The sequence below is a fragment of the Vibrio sp. L5-1 genome (assembly GCF_021728315.1).
Taxonomy (GTDB): Bacteria; Pseudomonadota; Gammaproteobacteria; order Enterobacterales; family Vibrionaceae; genus Vibrio; species Vibrio splendidus_K.
In genome coordinates this window covers 95,866-117,124 of the sequence record NZ_JAKKCQ010000009.1, presented here as the reverse complement: position 1 = coordinate 117,124, position 21,259 = coordinate 95,866, and the positions used below count along the sequence as shown (strand labels likewise).

Sequence of the window (21,259 nt, the reverse complement as noted above, 5' to 3'; positions counted from 1 at the left end):
TGAGATCAAGATCAGCCATAAAAAAACCGCCACATAGGTGACGGTTTATTAATGGCTGTTTTAAACAGTGATAAGCTAATGTGACGGGTTGCTTATGCCAGTTCTGCTTTCTCAGCAATCAGCTTATCAACTACGCTTGGGTCTGCCAGTGTCGACGTATCGCCTAGGTTGCCAGTATCGCCTGTGGCAATCTTACGTAGGATACGACGCATGATTTTGCCTGAACGAGTTTTTGGCAAAGAATCTGTCCAATGCAGTACATCTGGTGTTGCGATTGGGCCAATCTCTTTACGTACCCAGTCTTTCACTTCTTTATGAAGCTCTGCGGTTGGGAACTCACCATCATTAAGCGTGATGTAAGCGTAAATTGCTTGGCCTTTAATATCATGAGGAATGCCCACAATCGCTGCCTCTGCAATCTTATCGAATGCTACTAGTGCCGATTCAATCTCAGCGGTACCCATACGGTGACCTGATACGTTAAGTACATCATCCACACGACCCGTAATCCAGTAGTAACCATCTTCATCACGACGAGCGCCATCACTGGTAAAGTACATGCCTTTAAAGGTAGAGAAGTAAGTCTGCTCAAAACGGTCATGATCGCCGTGAACGGTACGCATCTGGCCTGGCCAAGAGTCAAGAATCACTAGGTTGCCGTCAGTTGCGCCTTCAATGATGTTGCCCATGTTGTCGACAAGTGCGGGTTGCACACCGAAGAATGGACGAGTCGCTGAACCCGGTTTTAGATCTGTTGCGCCCGGTAGTGGTGCGATTAAGATGCCGCCTGTTTCTGTTTGCCACCATGTATCGACAATCGGAGACTGCTCATTACCAATCGTTTTGTAGTACCACTCCCACGCTTCTGGGTTGATAGGTTCACCTACCGAGCCCATGACTCTTAGGCTGTCACGAGAAGTCCCTTCAACCGCTTCATTGCCTTTTGCCATTAGGGCACGAATCGCCGTTGGTGCAGTATAAAGAATATTAACTTGATGCTTATCGACCACTTCACTCATGCGGCTTGTGTTCGGGTAATTCGGCACGCCTTCAAACAGAATGGTTTTTGCACCATTGGCAAGTGGACCGTAGACAAGGTAAGTGTGACCAGTAATCCAACCCACATCCGCAGTACACCAGAAGGTTTCGCCTTCTTGGTAGTCGAATACGTATTTGAAGGTCATGGCTGCATAAACAAGGTAGCCACCTGTGGTGTGCATTACACCCTTAGGTTTGCCTGTTGAGCCTGATGTATAAAGAATGAATAGTGGATCTTCCGCATTCATCTCTTCAGGTGGGCAATCAGCTGATACGTTTGCGATAGCATCATGCCACCAAACATCACGGTGTTCGTGCCAAGCAACATCGCCGCCAGTGCGTTTGAATACGACAACCTTCTCGATGTTCTTCACTTCAGGGTTAGTCAGTGCTTCATCGACGTTTTTCTTCAGTGGAACAGCACGGCCGCCACGCACGCCTTCATCGGCAGTGATAACGACTTTAGAATTTGAATCGATAATACGACCAGACAGTGCTTCAGGTGAGAAACCACCGAATACCACAGTGTGAACCGCACCGATCCGGGTACATGCCAGCATCGCAACTGCAGCTTCCGGAACCATTGGCATGTATAAACAAACCACATCACCTTTACGTACGCCTTGCTCTTTCAGAGCATTTGAAAACAGGCACACTTCTTTGTGTAGTTCATTAAAAGTTAGAGTTTTATCATCGGCAGGGTCATCACCTTCCCAGATGATTGCGACTTCATCACCGCGTTCAGCAAGGTGACGGTCGATACAGTTAGCCGATACGTTAAGCGTGCCATCTTCAAACCAGCGGATGTCGATATGACCAGGGTCGAAAGAGGTATTTTTTACTTGTGTGAAAGGCTTAATCCAATCAACGATTTTTCCGTGTTCACCCCAAAAGCCTTCAGGGTCAGAAACAGATTGCTGGTACATGGCTAGGTAAGTGTCATTATCCGCGTGTGTGGTTGATTTAATACTTTCTTTTACCGGATAAACGTGGGCTTCACTCATTGCATCTCTCCTTGTGCCTACATTCTTAATGAACTGGCAACTTCCTTTGTGTTCAGTTTCTAAGTCTATTACAGGACCGTCGTTGTGCTATCACTCTCGGCTAGGACGGCGATTTCCACAATTAGACTTTAGGATGAGACGCCGCTTTTCACTTACAAAATAGCGAGTTAAGTTCATTTTTGCGATATTGCTCTCTATGTAGAGAGGCAATGGTTGAATTAAGAATAAGAAGAGTTGAAACGAGGTAAATCACCGTGTTTAAGGCGAACAAAAATCAGCGCAGCGGAGATAGCATCTTGTAATGCATCATGTTTATTGACCGGGATAGGTAAATCAAGCTGACGACAGATGGCATCTATACTGAGGTCAAAATAGGCATTGGGTAGCTGCCTTTCGAGTTTGTCTTGGTAGAGCTGGCTCACTTCGACTAATCGGTTAGGCAGTGGAAATCCAAGCTGTTTTAAACAGGAACGGTCGAGAATCTTTTTATCATAGCGGATGTGATAGCCGACTAAAGGACGATTTCCGATGAAGTTCAGTAGCTCAATTAAGGCTTGTTTCTCTTCTATACCGTGCTTTAGATCTTGATGGCGAATGCGGTGGATTTTGATGGAATTGCAATCGAGTGACTGAGGTGCTCTGAGTCGAACTTCAAAAGGTTGGCTGGTAATGATTCGGTTACCGATGATCTTTGTCGCGGCAATAGTGACTAATTCCGCCTGATTAGGGTCGAGGCTAGTGGTTTCACAATCGAGCGATACATATTCATTATGTGTAGGCGTAGTAAACAGAGGCTGATAAGGAGAGCCTTTGAGCTTGTGATGCCAGTAATAACGAACCAATCTATTCATCGTTCAGCCGCCTAATCTCTTATTTGATAGTGGTAACCTAGCCATTGCTTGAATTTCTTCACCACATGTAAGCTATGACGAAGCAGATCTCTGTCTGCTCGCTCCATCAGTTTGACGTTGATCTTGTTGCTGCTGTGCTGCTGAGAAAGCCTTTGGGCTAAGCGCCACTTAAAGAATTGTTTGAGAGCTTCACTGAGATTGTCTGCGGTGCTTTGCTCTAATACCTTCTTGCTGACCAGTTGCTCAATGCGTTCGAAGGTGTTGTTGACCGTGACGCCATGCTCAAGACAAAGTGCTCTCACACCATGCACGATAGGGAAAATGCCGCCTTGTTTGATATCGAGCCCTGATTTGGATTTTTTTACATTACCAAACAGGGTGAGGGGAACCGAGAAGTTCAGAGCAGGGCGGCAGAATTCAGTCAGAATCAATTCCTGTCCGAGCATCAAATCACTGAGGTGTTGTTTTACTGGTTTTAATAACTCTCTGTTACCCGCAACGGCGTGTGCATCCGCCATGATAGCAATATCCATCACGGTGTCTGGCGTGGCTTTTTTTACCCAACGGGTGAGCGTTTGTTTCCACTCTTTTTCTGAATGTACCCATTTCGGGTTGTTGACCATCACATTGCCCGGGCACAGTGGATAGCCCAATTGCTGCAGTGTGTGGGTGAGATCGTTCATGGCACTTTGGCATTGATGCCACTCCAAGCCATCTTGAATTATTAGCGCGTTGTCTTGATCGGTTTTGAGAATTTGTTCTCCACGGCCTTCGGAACCCAACACGATTAGGCAGCAATGATTATGCAGTGCAGGTGGGATCACCAACTCAAAAGCCTTCTCTATGATCTGTTCATTAACAGCAGAAATCAGCTCCATGATAAAGCGTGTGCGAATCCCGTTACTGAGCAAGCTCTCGACCAGTTGACGCTGTTTGTTAGAGGCCATTGACAACTCTTCAATGCTGGTGGCTCGCGCAATACGCAAAGTAAGAACGTGAGAGTGAGTGGAGAATGCACTGAGGATCTGTGTCATGTCCACCATGCCAACCGCATTTAGACCATCACAAACCATCAACCTTTTTACCCGATTTCTGGTCATGGTAATCATGGCGTTAAATAAGAAGTCGCCTTGATTTACGTGCATCACCGGAAACGTCGCGATCTTGCCGACGGGCGCATCCAGTGGGAAATTATCGAGCATCACAGCATGCAATAAATTGGTTCGAGTGACGATTCCATACGGTAAGGAACATGATGATCCAAAAGCTTTTGGATCATCATGTTCCAAATGAACGAGAGCTGAGTCCAACCCTCGTTCTTTAAGGGTTTGAGTAACTTGGTTGATAGGTTGGTTCGGTTCAAGTATCAGTGGTGGGTGATAGATAGAGTCATCCACTTTGGTCAATATGAACTCGGCTAGATTCTGCTGTTGTTGGGCGGCTTCGATCAGCGCTTTACGTGTTGATAGGTTACTATCAAAGTAGGCGGCGAATTGGCCATTGGCGTGGTAAAGCTCGAGAAAAATATCAGTGGGCAGCAGATAACTTAATGTATCTTCGAGCGCGATATATTGGTGTTTGGTGTGAGGTTCAAATTGGCTTCGGACATCAAAAATATCGTCATTGGCATAGTGTGCGTAAATCTCGCCATCACTGCTCGCACGCTCTTCAACCGCGCCTTTGATCAAAATGTGCAGATGTCGGCTCGGCCTATCGGCTTCCAGTATTACTTCTTGAAAGCGGTAATACACCACGTCTAATGACGAGCGCAGCTTCAACTGTTCGGTGTCGGACAGGCTATCGAAGGGTGGGTGCTGCATATTAAATTTGTCAGGCATAAGCATCACAAGAAGAAATGGGAGTCTTTAATCAGTCTGACAAAATACCAGCGAAGCTCCAGACGACTTTAGTCTAAATGAGAGTATGGGTATCGATGAGCCTGAGATATCTCGTTGAAATGCGATATCCAAGTAAATTGAATATAGGAATAGCATCCCAGTAATAATTCCCTTTTTCATCGTATGCGAGATAGGCATAATTGGTGCTGCCTTTTTCCGCACACTTTATAGGTTATTTATGTTTAGCCCTTCACCCTATGGCTGGATCTCTCAGTATTTTCTTGGTTTCTTTTTTGCGTATGGCGTGTACTTGCCATTTTGGGCGTTGTGGTTTGAAGACCAAGGCGTGTCTGCTGGTGATATTGGTGTATTGATTGGTATCGGCTTTGCGACGCGTTGTGTGGCCAATCTAGTGATTACGCCACGTATCCATAAAGTTGAACACTTGATGCCAGCTTTACGCTGTTTGAGTTTCGCCGCGCTGTTGTTTGTAGGCTTCCACTTTTTCACGGGTGGCAGTTTTATACTGATGTTGCTGGCAACGGTACTGTTTAACCTGTGTTGTGGGCCGATCATTCCTCTTTCTGACGCAATGGCTAACCATTACAGTCGTCTTAAGATGCTCGACTACGGCCGAACTCGCCTTTGGGGTTCGGTTGCTTTTATCGCGGGTTCAACCGTGGTTGGTTATCTAGTGGCTGAATTCGGCACTGACATGATTTTGTATACTGCACTTGCTGGTGTGTTGTTGTCGTTGATTCTTGCGATGAGAAATCCCAATGTGATGCCAGTAACACAATCTGAGCAACAAGCGGTGCGACCAAAACTAGGTGAGTTACTGCGCGAGTCGTCAGTGGTGAAATTTTTAGCCTTGATGGCACTGTTGCAAGGTAGCCATGCGGCTTACTACAGCTTTAGTGCAATTTATTGGAAAGAAGCCGGTCACTCAGAAGCGATCATCGGTTATTTGTGGAGCCTTGGTGTTGTCGCTGAGGTGGCCGTATTTGCGTTAAGTAAGCGCTTATTCTCTGGTTGGTCACTGCGTACTCTGTTCGTGGTAGCGGCAATTGGGGTGATGGCTCGTTGGGGTATTACCGCTTCTACCACAGCGATTTTCGCACTGGTTATGGTGCAGCTGCTGCATGGTGTGACGTTTGCTATGGCACACATCGCAGCGATTCAATACATCCAATCTGAAGAACAGAACAAGATGGTTGCGCTACAAGCTCTCTATAATGCGATTCCATTGGGTGCATTTATCGCACTAATGACCACCTTAAGTGGTTGGGGATATGAGCTTTGGGGTGCCAATATTTTCTGGGGTATGGCCGCAATGGGAGCACTTGCCTTGTTTATTAAGGTCGATGAAAGAAGCTCCGTGGTTGAGGTTAATCAAATAGCCTCAGCTCAATCTGATGCTCAGAATTAAAGCCTAAAGCACAGAATTTAAGCGATGCGATTGAGTTAAACGCACTTCCCTAGTTAAATGAAACCTCTCCCTTATGGAGAGGTTTTTTTATGGATGAAAAAGGGTTTTTAATGCAAGGATGGATAGTAATTCCAGTCTCTTTAGCCTATTTGGGCGTGTTGTTTTTGATCGCTTGGTATGGAGACAGGCAAGTTCGTTGGCTATCACGCTGGCGTCCATGGATCTATAGCCTTTCTATTGCGGTGTATTGTACCTCTTGGACCTTTTATGGAACGGTCGGGCAGGCGAGCAATAACCCATGGTCCTTCTTGCCCATCTACCTCGCCCCTATTTTGGTTTTCACGTTGGGATGGCGGATCTTAGCTCGGCTGATCCTCATCGCGAAGCGTGAACACATCACCTCTATTGCTGACTTTATCGCGGCTCGTTACGGAAAATCTCAAGGCTTAGCTGTGGCTGTGACCATTATCGCTGTGGTTGGTATTCTTCCCTATATCGCGCTGCAATTGCGCGGTATTACCATGGGGTTGGATATTGTTGCGCCAAACCTAGCCACTGATTTTGGTTATCAGGACTATCACGTCTCTTGGTTTGTTGTCGGTGCATTGGCCATTTTTACCATGCTGTTTGGCACGCGACACATCGATAACACTGAACACCACCGCGGCATGATGATGGCTGTAGCGTTTGAATCCATCGTTAAGCTTGCGGCATTTTTGATTGTTGGCTTGTTCATCATGTACCTGGCGGTGAGCAGTGACAAAATTGACTTGCTTGATGTGGCGGCTTCCACCTACGAATCGCCGAATATTCCGACCTTAATTATTCATACCGTTTTAACCATGTTGGCGATTGTCTGTCTGCCGCGCCAATTCCACACCATGGTGGTTGAGAACGAACGTCCTCAAGATTTGCATACTGCTCGCTGGCTGTTTCCGCTTTATCTGATTTTGATGGGACTGTTCGTGCTGCCAATTGCTTGGGCAGGACAAGGGTTGCTCACTGACATGCCGGCTGATACTTACGTTATCAGCGTGCCAATGGCAGAAGGTGCCAATCACATTGCTTTGTTAGCTTTCCTCGGAGGTACTTCGGCGGCGAGTGGCATGGTGATTGTATCGACCATCGCATTAGCGATCATGGTATCGAATGATTTAGTGATGCCATTGCTGCTGCGCCGTATGCGTCTAACCCAAAGAACACATCGACATTTTTCTGGCCTGTTATTGGTGATTCGACGCGGGTTAATTTTGCTGCTGTTACTTGGTGCTTGGTTGTTTTATCAGGCCCTCGATACTATCCATTCATTGTCGGCGATTGGCTTTCTTTCTTTTGCTGCGATTGCTCAGTTCGCTCCTGCATTAATTGGTGGATTGTACTGGCGTCCCGGAAACCGAAAGGGTGTTTATGTCGGTTTGCTTGTCGGTTCGGTGATCTGGCTGATTACCCTGATGAGTCAAACCAGCATGCTAGCGGGCGATAGCGAAAGTAACTTACTGCTGTGGATTATCACGCCGCCAGAACTGCTGAGAAGTTGGGATGTTAGCAGCTCCAATTGGGGCATAGTGCTGAGTATTTTACTCAATACCTTGTGCTATGCCGTGGTCTCGATGACGACCAGACCAAGCCTAAGTGAGCGCTTACAATCGGCAGCATTTGTTGGTACACCACTGCCTGAAAATGAGAACATCAGTCTCTATCAGAACCGTGTGACAGTCGCAGAATTAGAGATGTTGGCATCGCGTTTTGTGGGTCGCAAGCGAGCGAAAAGCGCCTTACACAGCTATTGGCAACAACACGGCCAGCCGTTACTTCCTAATCAACAAGCGCCTGCAAGCCTGATTAGACATGCAGAGCGCGTGCTTGCTGGGGTGTTTGGTGCTTCGTCTGCTAAGTTAGTACTCACTTCTGCTTTGCAAGGCAGAAACATGCAGCTTGAAGAAGTGGCGACCATCGTTGATGAAGCCTCGGAATTGTACGACTTCAGCCGTGGTTTACTGCAAGGTGCGATTGAACATATTGGCCAAGGTATTGCAGTAATCGACAAACAAATGAGGCTGGTGGCGTGGAATCAACGTTACTTAGAACTGTTTGAGTTCCCTGCTGGCTTGATTCAGGTTGGTCGACCCATTTCAGATGTGATTCGCCATAATGCTGAGCAAGGTTTGTGTGGTCCTGGCGACCCGGAAGATCACGTACGCCGCCGTGTTTATCACCTTGAACAAGGCACCCGACATACTTCTTCTCGTATTCGTCCTGATGGTCGAGTCATTGAAGTGCAAGGTAACCCGATGCCAAGCGGTGGCTTTGTGATGAGCTTTACCGACATCACGGTATTCAGACAAGCAGAGCAAGCGCTAAAAGATGCTAACGAAAGCTTGGAATCGAGAGTGCATGAGCGAACTCAAGAGCTCGAAAAACTGAATCATCGCTTGGTAAAAGCAACTCAGATTTCGGATCAAGAATCACAATCCAAGAGTCGTTTTCTTGCGGCTGTGAGTCACGATTTGATGCAGCCATTGAATGCTGCTCGCTTGTTTGCTTCTTCGCTATCTGAGGTCGCAAAAGAGCAAGAGGTCAAACAGCTCTCATCCCACATCGAAAGTGCGCTTGGTGCGGCCGAAGATCTGATTGGTGATTTGTTGGATATCTCTCGCTTGGAATCCGGCAAGTTAGAAACCAACATTCATGCGATTGCCGTGCATGATGTACTAACCAATTTGAATGCGGAATTTAGCGCTTTAGCGATACAACAAAAAATCCAGTTTCAAATGATCCCATCGTCATTGTTCATTCATTCTGACCCTAAATTATTAAGACGAGTGATTCAGAACTTTTTGACTAATGCGTTCCGCTATAACCCTGAGGGCAAAGTGGTCCTCGGTGTGAGACGAGTGAATGGTCAGGTGCGAATCGATGTGTGGGATAACGGAACCGGTATCGATGAAGACAAGCAACAAGAGATCTTCGAAGAATTTACTCGTGGTAGCCAAGTGCGTGCTGATCAGGGGTTAGGGCTAGGATTAGCCATCTCCAAAGGTATTGCCCATGTGCTTGGTCATCAAATATCGATGCGTTCATGGCCGGGTCAAGGCAGTGTCTTTTCCATCACCTTAGCGAGAGCTGAAAAGGTGGCTCCGGTTGTACAAGCTTCGACGCCAATGGCGACCAGTGATATCGAGCACTTGAAAATATTGTGTGTCGATAATGAACGAGAGATTTTAGTCGGTATGGAGAACTTGATTGGTCGTTGGGGCTGTGAGGTTAAGACAGCCGTTGATCTAGTTGAAAGTTTGAAGTGCCTAGATGATGGTTGGCAGCCGGATGTGATTTTCTCTGATTATCGTTTGGATAATGGTCGAACTGGACTCGAAGTCCTGCAGCAGTGTCGTTTACGTCTTGGGGACTCTTTTGAAGGGGTCATCATCAGTGCTGATAGAACCGATGACATGCTGGCAGCGATAAAAGCCAATAGCTTCAGCTTTATCGCTAAACCCGTCAAGCCGCTAAAACTCAGAGCGGTCTTAAATCGGGTGAGCTAATTAATGAACGGATGTAGAAAAGGCCTCGGATGAGGCCTTTTTTGTTTCAGTAAGGATTGTTAATGCCTATTCGCTTTTTAACTAACTAACTAACTAACTAACTAACTAACTAGATAACTAGCTAACTAGCTAACCAGCAATACCACCCTGTGTCAGTGTGGTCGGATTGAGCAGTTTGCTGAGTTCGTCTCGGCTAAGATCGGTTTCTCTTTCTGCCACATCAAGAATCGGCAAGCCTTCTTTGTAGGCCTTCTTGGCAATATCTGCTGCTTTTAGGTAACCAATCACAGGGTTGAGCGCCGTCACCAGAATTGGGTTCTTTGAAAGCGCTAAGTCGAGATTGTCTTGGCGCACGGTGAAGGTAGCTATTGCTTTATCAGCCAGTGCGACTGAGCTGTTTGCTAACAACTCTATGCTTTCTAGAACGTTATGAGCAATAACCGGCAGCATCACATTCAATTGGAAGTTACCCGATTGGCCAGCAATCGTGATCGTGGTGTCATTACCAATCACTTGCGCCGCCGCCATGGCTGCAGCCTCTGGAATCACAGGGTTGACCTTTCCTGGCATGATAGACGAGCCCGGTTGCAGCGCTTGTAACTCAATTTCCCCTAAGCCAGCCAGCGGGCCTGAGTTCATCCAGCGAAGATCGTTTGAGATCTTGAGGATCGCAACTGCTGCAGTTTTAAGCTGACCAGAAAACGCAACGATCGCGTCTTGACTGCTGAGGTTAAAAAAGAAGTTTTCACTCGAGGTAAAACTGATCTTTGTCGATTGAGACAGGTTACTCGCAAACTTATCGGCAAAGCGTGGGTCGGCATTGATGCCCGTACCTACCGCTGTGCCACCTTGAGCAAGCGCCTTGATTGCTGGCAAACTGCTTTCAATGGCTTGCTTGGCGTGTTCAATCTGGAACTTCCAACCACCAAGCTCTTGAGCAAAGGTAATCGGCATCGCATCCATTAGGTGAGTACGACCTGTTTTTACTACCTCAGCAAGCTCTTGCTGTTTAACGGTAAGTGCTGCAGAAAGGTGAGTTAATGCAGGCAACAATTTGTTTTCTGTCATCAAAGCAACGCTCACTTGGATCGCCGTTGGCACGACATCGTTACTGCTTTGACCCATGTTGACGTGATCATTGGGGTTCACGTCGCCTTGTAAGCTTCTTGAAGAGAGCGTGGCAATGACTTCGTTGGCATTCATGTTGGAGCTAGTACCTGAGCCCGTTTGGTAAACATCAATAGGGAATTGCTCGAGGTGTTTACCCTCAATGATCTCTTGGCTTGCTTCGGCAATTGCGTTGGCAATATCACCTTCTAATAAGCCTAATTGAGCGTTGGTATCGGCGGCGGCTTGCTTAATTAACGCCAGTGCTTGAATAAAGCTGGTTGGCATCTTGTGCGAACTAAACGCAAAGTTATCCGCGGCACGTTGAGTTTGTGCCTGGTATAGCGCATCGGCAGGAACTTTAACTTCGCCCATGCTGTCTTTCTCAATCCGAAATTCTTGGGTCATGTTCTATCCTTGTTAGCCAAGTGGGGCTTGGACTTGTTGTAGTGTCTGGCTGATATTCAAAAAACGCGCTTGGCCGTGCGGTTGCTGGCGGTAGTGGCGTTTTAAATAAAATAGTGGAGAGTGAATAGAGTCTAGGCAGATATGGCGAAAGGTGAAACTGTGGTTAGGAGACTCAATCGCTTCAATTAAATGAAAGAAAACTTGGCGTAGGTACAGTTCACACAACAGGATATTTTCTTGAGCGGCATGCTTTTCATAGTAAGCCGAAAGCGTGAGTGCGCATTCGATATAGTCTCGAATCACAAACGGTTCGTTACCTTGAACTTGCTCTAATGAAGTAAAGCGATCCTGTGCTTTGTAAAATCTCGAATAGAGAACCTGCTGCTCTTTCATCATCATTTGCATCTCTTTAATGGATGTTAATGATAATTATTATCAAATGAGAATTTAAAAACAACCCTTTCTTTAGTCTTTTTATAAAATGGCAGGAAAAAAGAAAAGCCGATACATAAAGTATCGGCTTTCTTGAGTCAGTACCTAATCCCTACAATGTAAGTACTGATTCATTTTCTAAGTACTTCTTATCCTAGTCACTAAGTCGCGAGTTTCTTAGTGGTCGTGAGCTTCACCAGCACCTTTAGGATAACGGATAGACTCAACCATCTCTTGTACATCTTCAGGAACTTCAGCGGTCACTTTGTTCACTGCAATTGATACTACAAAGTTTAGACACATACCTAGCGTACCGATGCCTTCTGGGCTGATACCAAACCACCAATTTTCCGGTGTGCTTGCTGCTGGGTTAATGAACTTGAAGTAGATGATGTAGCTTGCTGTGAAGGCAATACCTGACAACATACCTGCAATAGCGCCTTCCTTGTTCATCTTCTTGTAGAAGATACCTAGGATGATGGCAGGGAAGAAGGATGCTGCGGCTAAGCCGAAGGCAAACGCTACTACCTGAGCTACGAAACCTGGTGGATTAATACCTAAGTAACCAGCACCGACAATCGCGACCATGGCTGCCAAACGAGCGGCTAACAGCTCCTGCTTGTCGGTCATGTTTGGTCTAAAGCCTTTCTTCAACAAGTCATGTGAAATCGACGTTGAGATTACCAATAGTAGACCTGCGGCTGTTGATAGTGCGGCTGCTAGGCCACCGGCTGCGAGTAGTGCTACAACCCAGTTAGGTAGTTTTGCTAGCTCTGGAGAAGCCAGTACGATGATGTCACGGTTAATCTTCATCTCGTTGCGTTCATCGCCCGAGTAGAACATTTTGCCATCGCCGTTCTTATCTTCCCAACCTACTAGGCCCGTGCTTTCCCAGTTTTTATACCAGCTTGGTGCGTCTGCTGCTGCGACACCTTGCATGTCAGGACCGTTAATCGTTTCAATCATGTTTACACGAGCGAACGCTGCAACGCCGGGTGCTGTTGTGTATAGCAATGAGATGAACAGTAGTGCCCAACCCGCTGAGATACGAGCATCACGTACTTTTGGTACTGTGAAGAAACGAATGATTACATGTGGAAGACCCGCAGTACCGACCATTAGAGCTGCACAGATGAAGAATACATCCACCATGCTCTTGTTACCTTCGGTATAGGCGGTAAATCCGAGCTCTTCGGTTAGGCCATCCAGTTTATCAAGAAGATAAACATCCGTGCCAGATAGCGTTGAACCCATACCAACTTGTGGAAGTGGGTTACCCGTCATCATGATTGAGGTAAAGATTGCTGGAACAAGAAAGGCGAAAATGAGGACACAGAATTGAGCTACCTGCGTATAAGTGATGCCTTTCATGCCACCCAGTACTGCGTAGAAGAACACAATACCCATACCAATGATGATGCCTAGGTTAATATCAACTTCTAGGAAACGAGAGAATACAACGCCAACACCACGCATCTGGCCTGCAACGTACGTAAATGATACGAAGATTGCACAGAATACCGCTACCATACGTGCTGTTTTCGAGTAGTAACGTTCACCGATGAAATCAGGAACCGTAAACTGACCGAACTTACGTAGGTAAGGTGCTAAACATAGCGCAAGTAGTACGTAACCACCTGTCCAACCCATTAGGTAAACCGCACCGTCGTAACCAACGAATGAGATGATACCTGCCATTGAGATGAACGATGCTGCCGACATCCAGTCAGCGGCTGTTGCCATGCCGTTTGCTACTGGGTGTACGCCGCCGCCAGCAACGTAGAATTCACTAGTTGTTCCAGCGCGAGCCCAGATTGCGATGCCGATATATACTGCGAAAGTAATACCGACGAGAATAAACGTCCAAGTTTGAATATCCATGTTCTAGCCTCTAGTCTTCCTGTACGTTGTATTTTTTGTCCAGCTTATTCATGCGAACAACGTAAATAAATATCAACGCCACGAAGGTATAAATTGAACCTTGTTGAGCGAACCAAAAACCTAGCTTAAATCCGCCAAATTGAATGGTATTGAGGACATCCACAAATAAGATGCCAGCGCCGTAAGACACCACAAACCATATTGCGAGTAGTGTTCCCATTATTCCCAAGTTTTCCTTCCAGTAGGCTTGAGCATGTTCCGTAGATTCGAACGCCATTGCCTTCTCCTTTATTCCGTTTTCGTAGAAACCGTTTTTGTGAAACCGTTTTGTAAAATAGCGTGTTAACGTAATGTTACGATTTAGAATGTAGCAAGGATAAGTCAAGGGATCTGTGCAACTTTAGTCGGGATGGTATTAGCGCTAATGTACTGAAATATGGGAGCTAGGAGACATAACCATAGAAAAATGTGATGTTACAGTATTGTTAAACTAGCCAAAGGTCTAACAAAAAGGGATTAATTAGACTGCGAGTCATAAAATTTAACAACTAAATGACCGAGAAACGGTATTTAGCTCTGCTTATGACACGAAGCGAAACATAAGTTTGTTATAGTAACTAAGGCACTTTCACCGACCGTGCCTTGCTAAACGGCAGAAGATCAACAGGCTTAAAGCTCGGATTTTATTCTTTGGGGGAACGAATTGGACGCAATAACCATTAACCACTTATTCTTGACTGGTGCCGTACTCATCGCCATCAGCGTGCTTTTCTCACAAGTGTCCTCTCGATTGGGCGTTCCTATTCTTTTGATCTTTTTGTTCGTTGGTATGTTAGCGGGTGAAGATGGACCCGGTAATATTCATTTCGATGATTACTCACTGACCTACTTGGTGAGTAACCTTGCGCTTGCCGTGATTCTGTTGGATGGCGGTATGCGAACCAAGGTGGCGAGCTTCAAGGTCGCTTTCTGGCCTTCGCTCTCGCTGGCGACGATAGGTGTCGCATGTACAGCAACCTTAACCGGATTAATGGCGGCTTGGCTGTTTGACTTGTCATTAATGCAGGGCATCTTGGTCGGGGCGATTGTTGGTTCAACCGATGCAGCAGCGGTATTCTCTTTGCTGAAAGGGCAGAGTCTCAATGAGCGTGTGGGTTCAACTCTAGAGATCGAATCAGGCACTAACGACCCAATGGCAGTCTTCCTGACGGTGACCTTAATTGCGCTGTTAGGTAACCCTGACGCTGAGATGGGAATGAACTTCCTACTGCAAAGTTTTGCGATGCAGTTTGGTATCGGTACTCTTGTTGGTATCGGCGGCGGCTGGGTTCTATGGAGCTTAATCAATCGAGTACAGCTGGCTGATGGCCTTTATTCCATTCTGGTACTCAGTGGGGGCGTGGCTCTGTTTGCGTTCTCTAACATGCTTGGTGGTAGTGGCATCTTATCGATTTACCTAGTCGGTCTATTCATTGGTAATCGTCCAACTCGCTCTCGACACTCTATTCTTAATGTTCTTGATGGCATGACGTGGCTAAGCCAGATCGTGATGTTCTTGGTGCTGGGGCTATTGGTTACGCCATCGACCTTAATGGACATTGCACTTCCTGCGTTAGCACTGGCTTTCGGTATGATTTTGTTTGCTCGTCCAGTGTCGGTTTGGTTGGGTTTGCTGCCGTTCAGAAGCTTTACCACCAAGGAGCGCTGGTTTGTCTCTTGGGTCGGTTTACGTGGTGCAGTTCCGATCATTTTGGCGGTTTTCCCGATGATGGCTGGCCTGCCAAATGCTCAGCTGTATTTCAATATCGCCTTCTTCGTGGTTATGGTTTCGCTGATTGTTCAGGGCGGCAGTTTAATGAAAGTCGCGAGACTCGCTAAAGTGACCTTACCACCAACGCCGACACCGATTTCTCGTACCGGCATTGAGATTTACCCGACCAGTGAGTGGGAGATGTTTGTCTACAAGCTGAAAGAGGAAAAGTGGTGTGTCGGTGAACCGCTCAAGCGTTTATCGATGCCTGAAGGGACGCGCATCACCGCACTGTTTCGACAAGATGCCTTGCTTCACCCATCGGGCAGTACCATATTAGAGGCGAACGATATTCTCTGTGTACTTGGTCAAGATAAAGATCTAAATAGTCTAAGTGAGCTGTTCAGTGAGGCACCTTTGGCAGAAGAAGCCGCTCGATTCTTTGGTGACTTCTTCTTAGATGTTGGGTTATCAGTCGCTGCGGTAAGCGATTGTTATGGTATTGAACTTGGCTCGGAAGAAGAGCGAGAAATGACGCTAAAACAATTGGTTGATCAAGAGCTTGGGGCACACCCGGTATTAGGCGATAGCTTTGAGTGGCATGACATCACTTGGGTGGTGGCAGATATAGATGATCATAAAGTCGTCAAGCTGGGTTTATGTTTGCCTAAGACGACTTTAGAAGAGGATGTAAACGAAGCTTAATTGTGGATTTCTTGTAGCAAGATAACTGCTTGAGTTCGGTTTTTCACATCCAGTTTACGGAAGATGGCTGTCATATGTGCCTTGATGGTCGCTTCCGAAACATTCAATTCATACGCGATTTGCTTGTTCAGCAGGCCGTCCGATAGCATTCCTAACACCTTGTATTGTTGAGGCGTCAATGTGGAAAGCTTTTCCGCAAGGTCGCTACAGGCTGCATTGTTGGTGATCAGCCCTTCAGGGAAGAACGGGTCGCCATTCAGCACTTGATTGAGTGCGCTGACCAATTCACGCATATCACTCGACTTAGGAATAAAGCCAAAGGCACCGTGGCTCTTTACTTGAGTTACGACGCTGGCATCCTCACTGGCAGAGATCACTACAATCGGTAAATCTGGATATTCAGCACGCAGTTGAATTAAGCCAGACATCCCATTAGCCCCCGGCATCTTAAGGTCGAGAAGCAACAGGTCAGGTTCATCTTCTTTTTTTAGCAGAGTCAGTAAGGCATCGAGAGAATCAGCCTCAAGCAGGTTCGCACCGCTGATCGCCATATGAACTGACTGAAACAGGGCGTTGCGAAAGAGAGGGTGGTCATCAGCAATGATGATGGTATAGGTCGAGTCCATGACGTTCATACTTTTAACAATTTAGTTAATATTTATTATCATCCTGATTGAGTATGTGGACAATATCTATGCATGAAAAGTCTGAACCATATCGACTTTTATCCCCGGAATAAGAAAGCGTTACTCTGAATAGCAAAAAAGCCGCACTGCAATCTCGTTACTGAGGGGCGGTGCGGCTTTCGTTTAGGCGGATATTCCGGTGAATATTACCGTTATAGCTGGTGGTCTTGCATGTGTTTTAAGAATACATCTGCAGGCATAAAACCAGTGACACGAGCATTTGGAACATGGTTACCCTCGCCATCCCAGAACTCTATGGTTGGTAAGCCAAGTACCTGTAATTGTTTAAGCAGTTCAATGTCTTGAGGCATGTTTCTCGTTACATCAGCCTGAAGCAGGACGAAATCAGAAAGCTTGTTCTCAACATCAGCTTGGTGGAAGGTGTACTTCTCAAACTCTTTACATGCCACACACCAATCGGCGTAGAAATCGAGCATCACTGGCTTACCGAGTTTCTTGGCTTCGATGAGCTGGATTTCTAACTCTTCAACCGTGTTGACGCGTGCAAATTGGATTTGCTGTTCAACCACAACGCTCTTTTCTGCGAACCAGTAATTCAATGCAGGTTGCGCTGAAGCGAACAGGCCTAACATCGCGATGATACCCACTGCGCTTTGCTTCCAGCCGCCAAATGGTAGTGCATTCTTGCTGTGGTAAAGCCAACCAAAGGCGATGAAGCCTAATCCAGACCAAAGCACCGTTGCCCACAATTCAGGAATAATTCGCTCTAGCAGGAAGATAGGCGCTGCCAGCAAGATAAAGCCGAATACGATCTTCACTTTGTCCATCCAGCTGCCCGCTTTCGGCAGTAGTTTGTTGCCAAATACCGCAACTAAGATCAGCGGAATACCCATACCCATCGCTAACGCATACAGAGCAATTGCCCCCGTTAATAGGTCACCACTTTGAGCCACATACAGCAGCGCACCTGACAGTGGAGCAGTAGTACAAGGTGAGCACACCAAGCCCGAGATAGCACCCATCGCAAACACGCCCAAGGTATTGCCACCTTGTTGCTTGTTGCTTTGGTTGTTGAGCCAAGTTTGAATGCTGCTTGGTAGTTGTAGGTTATAAACGCCGAACATCGACATCGCCAACGTCACGAACAGAACACTCAGTGCGATTAGTACGTAAGGATGTTGCATCGCAGCTTGGAACTGCATACCCGCCGAGGCAACCACTAAACCCAATAAGGTGTAGGTTAACGCCATACCTTGTACGTAGATGAAGGACAGCATCAGCGCACGACCTTGGCTGAGCTTGCCGCCACCTAATACGATACCCGTTAGGATTGGGTACATAGGCAGAACACACGGCGTAAAGGCTAAGCCAACACCGAGTGCTAAGAATAATAATGGCGTCCACCAACTGTCACCGAGCTTATCGGCTAAGCCTGCTTCTTTTGAAGCGGGAGCATTGGTTTGTTGAGTGGTATTACTTGCTGTGTCAGCTGCAGGAGAAGAGGGTTGTACTGAATTGTCCGCTTCACCGGCTGCATCAGAAGAATCTTGTGGGGCACCACTGTTTTGCACATCACTGCTTTTCATATCGCCAGAACTCGTCGCAGTAAACGGTTCAATATCGATTACTCGAGTTTCTGGTGGGTAGCAGAAACCAGCATCTGCACAGCCTTGATACTTAACGACCAGCTGTGAGCCGTCTTGGTAACTCTGTAGAGGAACTTGCACGAATAACGGCTGAGTATAAATGCTTACCTCACCGAAGAATTCATCTTGGTGTGGTTGGCCATCTTCCATTTCAACGTTGCCGATAGCGAGGTTTTGGCCTGTGAACGAGAGGCTATGTTGATAGAGGTAGTAGCCCTCTTTTACTTGCCAGTCGAGAAGGACCTTGCCGTCTTGCTGGTAGTAATTGAAAGGAAAAGCTTGGTCTACAGGGACAAAACCGTTGTTATTGCCTCCGAAGCTTGGCTCGGCGTTGTCGTTTCCAAAAAGCGCCCACGCAGGCTGGGTGAACAGGGAAACACAAACAAAAAGTAATGTGGCAAGTCGTCGCATACTATTTAGTCATCAAAATGGAGTTGAAGGTATCTTAACTCAATCAGACCGTAATAGTTTGTGATTAGTTTCATCGACCAGCAAATATCCGCTAGGGCGGGTGAGCCACTTTCTTAGGCAGTCGAGAGAGGGTTAGCTGCGCAACTGCAGTGAACAGCCCTTGCCAATAAGACATTTAAGCCACTCCTAAGCGTGCTCTTACTACTTGTTCGCAAGCATCTATATTCGTGGTGTCTTTCGGAATAATTAACACTGTGTCATTGCCGCCAACCGTACCGATAATCTCGGTATGTGGGTCGATATCGACTAATCTTGCGACCAACTGTGCGCAACCAGGGTTTGTTTTTACGATCACCATCGCTTGGTTGTGAGTAATTAATTCGATTTGTGATGAGATTGAGGCATCGACACGCACAGGCGCGCTTTCAACCGTGATGCAGTAAACTTTTTTACCACAGGCATTCTGAATTTTGACAACGCCAAGCTGTGACAAAATGCGAGAGACGGTCGATTGACTGATACCTGTATAGCCAATGTCGACGAGTTTCTCGCGCAGTTGGTTCTGGGTCGAGAAGCTTTGCTGTTGTAGTAAGCGTTTGCACGCGGCAGTCAGTGTTTTATCTTCAGCTGAATACAAGCAACCGTGCTCAGTGATTTGGTTCATGAACAACTCCTTAAGGTCAACGTGTTGATATCGCTTGTCCATAGCGCAGAACGCACTCCCAAAGCCGTAGAGTACGATTGTTAATTAGGGCTTACCGATGAACCCCGAAATAAGAGGGAGGGTATGCGAGATGTATGATCATCTATGCATTGAGTCTACCACTAAAGGATAGTTATCTTTTTGAAGGCGATCACCAAACAAAATTCTGGTTAATTGCTTTTATTGTGGAGTTTTATTCTTTGGTTGAATGGATATTTATTCCGCGTTGGGAATAAATATCCATAAGTTATAAAGGGTTTTTGTTGCGGAGGTAATAGCGCTAAGGGTTAGCGAATTTCACTCATGATCTCGCGAGAGAATACTTTTTCACAGTAGTGACATTTTAGCTGTACGTTTTCGTGTTTTAGCTGCACTTTAAAGCTACTTTCGACAGGTTCACCGTGTGAAATACAGTTGCTATTTGGGCAGGCGAACACACTGTTGATTTGTTCTGGCAGCACAAGTGTGAGCTTGTTGACCACTTTGTACTCTTCAATCTGATTCACTGTCGCTTGTGGAGCGTACAGAGCCAATTGGTTAGCTTGTTCCTTGGTCAGAAAGATGTTCTCAATCTTGATTAGGTCTTTATTGCCGAGCGCGGATGATGGCAGGTTTAACCCCATCGTGATGCGTTGCTCTGTTTTATGCAGCTTGAACAGTTTGAGAATTTTAATCCCAAGATGAGCAGGGATGTGGTCAATGACGCTGCCGTTACGGATCGCTTCTACTTGTAGCTGAGTTTGTTTAACCATGACTGTATCTCCTGCTTATAAAGTGTCGTTTAGAACTAGGGCTAATAAAGCTTCACGTGCATACACACCGTTTTCGGCTTGTTCGAAGTAGTAAGCGTGTGGCGTTTTATCGACGTCAGTTGTGATTTCGTCGACGCGTGGCAGTGGGTGAAGTACCTTCATGTTTTGGCGAGCGTCTTTCAGCGTATCGGCCGTCAGAATGTAAGCCGATTTCATGTGCGCGTATTCTGACGCATCAAAGCGCTCTTTCTGTACGCGAGTCATGTACAGAACATCCAGTTCAGGCACCACTTCTTCAATGCTGCTGTGGGTGCTGTATTGGATACCCATCTCTTCTAATTCTTCACAGATATAATCTGGCATCGCTAACACTTCTGGCGCGATAAAGAAGAAACGCACGTTATTGAATTTTGATAATGCTTGCGTCAATGAGTGCACGGTACGGCCATATTTTAGGTCGCCAACGAATGCCACATTGAGGTTATCGAGCGTGCCTTGCGTTTCGTAAATCGAGAACAGATCCAACAAGGTCTGCGTTGGGTGTTGGTTCGCACCGTCGCCACCATTCACAATTGGCACACCGTTAGAAAATTCAGAGGCTAAACGTGCTGCGCCTTCTTGCGGGTGACGCATCACAAAGGCATCAACGTAAGAAGAAATGACCTGCACCGAATCGGCAAGTGTTTCGCCTTTCTTAGCCAGTGATGTGTTTCCGCCATTATCAAAGCCGATGACGGTGCCGCCAAGGCGTTGAACTGCGGTTTCAAATGAAAGGCGAGTTCGAGTTGAAGGTTCAAAGAAGCAACTCGCGACAACCTTATTTTTCAGCAGCTCTGGATTTGGCTCTGCTTTGAGTCTTGCGGCAGTATCGACGATAAGCTCCAGTTCATCACGAGAGAGCTCTGGAATGGAGATGATGTGCTTGTTAAATAACGAATGCGCCATAACGGGTCTTCCTTTTTCTATGCATACAGTCAAATTGCGGACAAAAAAAAGCCCCCTAAAAATAGGAGGCTTCGAAACGATCAATAGAGCAAAATAAAAATGACACCAACGCCATTCTAAGGCGTATTGGTTGACAATCATGTGCGACAAAATTGCGGTTCATTTTTTGC

General features: G+C 46.5%; 15 protein-coding genes. 3 read left to right on the top strand and 12 right to left on the bottom strand.

Features of this window, described 5'->3' with window-relative positions:
- Nucleotides 1–92 precede the first annotated feature (92 nt).
- The 3 genes from acs to L3V35_RS22345 all read right to left on the bottom strand — a co-directional run bounded on the left by acs (nucleotide 93) and on the right by L3V35_RS22345 (nucleotide 4,737).
- A complete protein-coding gene (gene acs / locus L3V35_RS22355) occupies nucleotides 93–2,042 on the bottom strand; it encodes an acetate--CoA ligase (protein WP_054548246.1) in 1,950 nt (649 codons plus the stop codon).
- A 218-nt stretch (nucleotides 2,043–2,260) separates the two neighbouring features.
- Nucleotides 2,261–2,893, bottom strand: a complete 633-nt coding sequence (locus L3V35_RS22350; protein WP_237300680.1) for a 3'-5' exonuclease — start codon at nucleotides 2,891–2,893, stop codon at nucleotides 2,261–2,263.
- 11 nt (nucleotides 2,894–2,904) lie between these two features.
- On the bottom strand, nucleotides 2,905–4,737 hold the full coding sequence (locus L3V35_RS22345) for a DUF294 nucleotidyltransferase-like domain-containing protein (RefSeq protein ID WP_054548244.1): 1,833 nt from the start codon (nucleotides 4,735–4,737) through the stop codon (nucleotides 2,905–2,907).
- A gap of 232 nt (nucleotides 4,738–4,969) precedes the next feature.
- Between L3V35_RS22345 and L3V35_RS22340 the strand changes: the two genes are divergently transcribed.
- Both L3V35_RS22340 and L3V35_RS22335 read left to right on the top strand, forming a co-directional pair.
- Complete coding sequence (locus L3V35_RS22340; protein WP_054548243.1) at nucleotides 4,970–6,160, top strand: 3-phenylpropionate MFS transporter; 1,191 nt, start codon at nucleotides 4,970–4,972, stop codon at nucleotides 6,158–6,160.
- 110 nt (nucleotides 6,161–6,270) lie between these two features.
- Nucleotides 6,271–9,702 (top strand): PAS domain-containing hybrid sensor histidine kinase/response regulator, encoded by a 3,432-nt coding sequence (locus L3V35_RS22335; protein WP_162838729.1) that lies wholly within the window; start codon nucleotides 6,271–6,273, stop codon nucleotides 9,700–9,702.
- Nucleotides 9,703–9,831: 129 nt separating this feature from the next.
- Here the strand turns inward: L3V35_RS22335 and L3V35_RS22330 are convergent, their stop codons facing one another.
- The 4 genes from L3V35_RS22330 to L3V35_RS22315 form a co-directional block, all read right to left on the bottom strand.
- The gene (locus tag L3V35_RS22330) at nucleotides 9,832–11,217 is read right to left on the bottom strand and encodes a class II fumarate hydratase (protein ID WP_054548241.1); all 1,386 of its coding nucleotides are present in this window, start codon (nucleotides 11,215–11,217) and stop codon (nucleotides 9,832–9,834) included.
- A 12-nt stretch (nucleotides 11,218–11,229) separates the two neighbouring features.
- Nucleotides 11,230–11,616 carry a hypothetical protein gene (locus tag L3V35_RS22325; protein ID WP_081009021.1) on the bottom strand — a complete coding sequence of 129 codons (387 nt, stop codon included), beginning with the start codon at nucleotides 11,614–11,616 and terminating at the stop codon, nucleotides 11,230–11,232.
- Between the two features lie 210 nt (nucleotides 11,617–11,826).
- Nucleotides 11,827–13,530, bottom strand: a complete 1,704-nt coding sequence (locus L3V35_RS22320; RefSeq protein ID WP_054548240.1) for a sodium:solute symporter family protein — start codon at nucleotides 13,528–13,530, stop codon at nucleotides 11,827–11,829.
- A 10-nt stretch (nucleotides 13,531–13,540) separates the two neighbouring features.
- Nucleotides 13,541–13,807: a DUF4212 domain-containing protein gene (locus L3V35_RS22315; protein WP_004729726.1), complete on the bottom strand. Its 267-nt coding sequence runs from the start codon at nucleotides 13,805–13,807 to the stop codon at nucleotides 13,541–13,543.
- A gap of 426 nt (nucleotides 13,808–14,233) precedes the next feature.
- Between L3V35_RS22315 and L3V35_RS22310 the strand changes: the two genes are divergently transcribed.
- Nucleotides 14,234–15,985 (top strand): potassium/proton antiporter, encoded by a 1,752-nt coding sequence (locus L3V35_RS22310; protein WP_054548239.1) that lies wholly within the window; start codon nucleotides 14,234–14,236, stop codon nucleotides 15,983–15,985.
- Here L3V35_RS22310 and L3V35_RS22305 read toward each other — a convergent pair.
- The 5 genes from L3V35_RS22305 to pyrB all read right to left on the bottom strand — a co-directional run bounded on the left by L3V35_RS22305 (nucleotide 15,982) and on the right by pyrB (nucleotide 21,089).
- The gene (locus tag L3V35_RS22305; RefSeq protein ID WP_004729724.1) at nucleotides 15,982–16,611 is read right to left on the bottom strand and encodes a response regulator transcription factor; all 630 of its coding nucleotides are present in this window, start codon (nucleotides 16,609–16,611) and stop codon (nucleotides 15,982–15,984) included. The two genes, L3V35_RS22310 and L3V35_RS22305, sit on opposite strands and share 4 nt — an antisense overlap.
- 212 nt (nucleotides 16,612–16,823) lie before the next feature.
- Entirely contained in the window at nucleotides 16,824–18,689 is a 1,866-nt protein-coding gene (locus tag L3V35_RS22300) for a protein-disulfide reductase DsbD (RefSeq protein WP_237300679.1), read from the bottom strand.
- 175 nt (nucleotides 18,690–18,864) lie between these two features.
- Nucleotides 18,865–19,353, bottom strand: a complete 489-nt coding sequence (locus L3V35_RS22295; RefSeq protein ID WP_009844705.1) for an arginine repressor — start codon at nucleotides 19,351–19,353, stop codon at nucleotides 18,865–18,867.
- 326 nt (nucleotides 19,354–19,679) lie between these two features.
- Entirely contained in the window at nucleotides 19,680–20,144 is a 465-nt protein-coding gene (pyrI, locus tag L3V35_RS22290; RefSeq protein WP_004729721.1) for an aspartate carbamoyltransferase regulatory subunit, read from the bottom strand.
- 15 nt (nucleotides 20,145–20,159) lie between these two features.
- Nucleotides 20,160–21,089: an aspartate carbamoyltransferase gene (pyrB, locus tag L3V35_RS22285; RefSeq protein ID WP_004729720.1), complete on the bottom strand. Its 930-nt coding sequence runs from the start codon at nucleotides 21,087–21,089 to the stop codon at nucleotides 20,160–20,162.
- Nucleotides 21,090–21,259 lie beyond the last annotated feature (170 nt).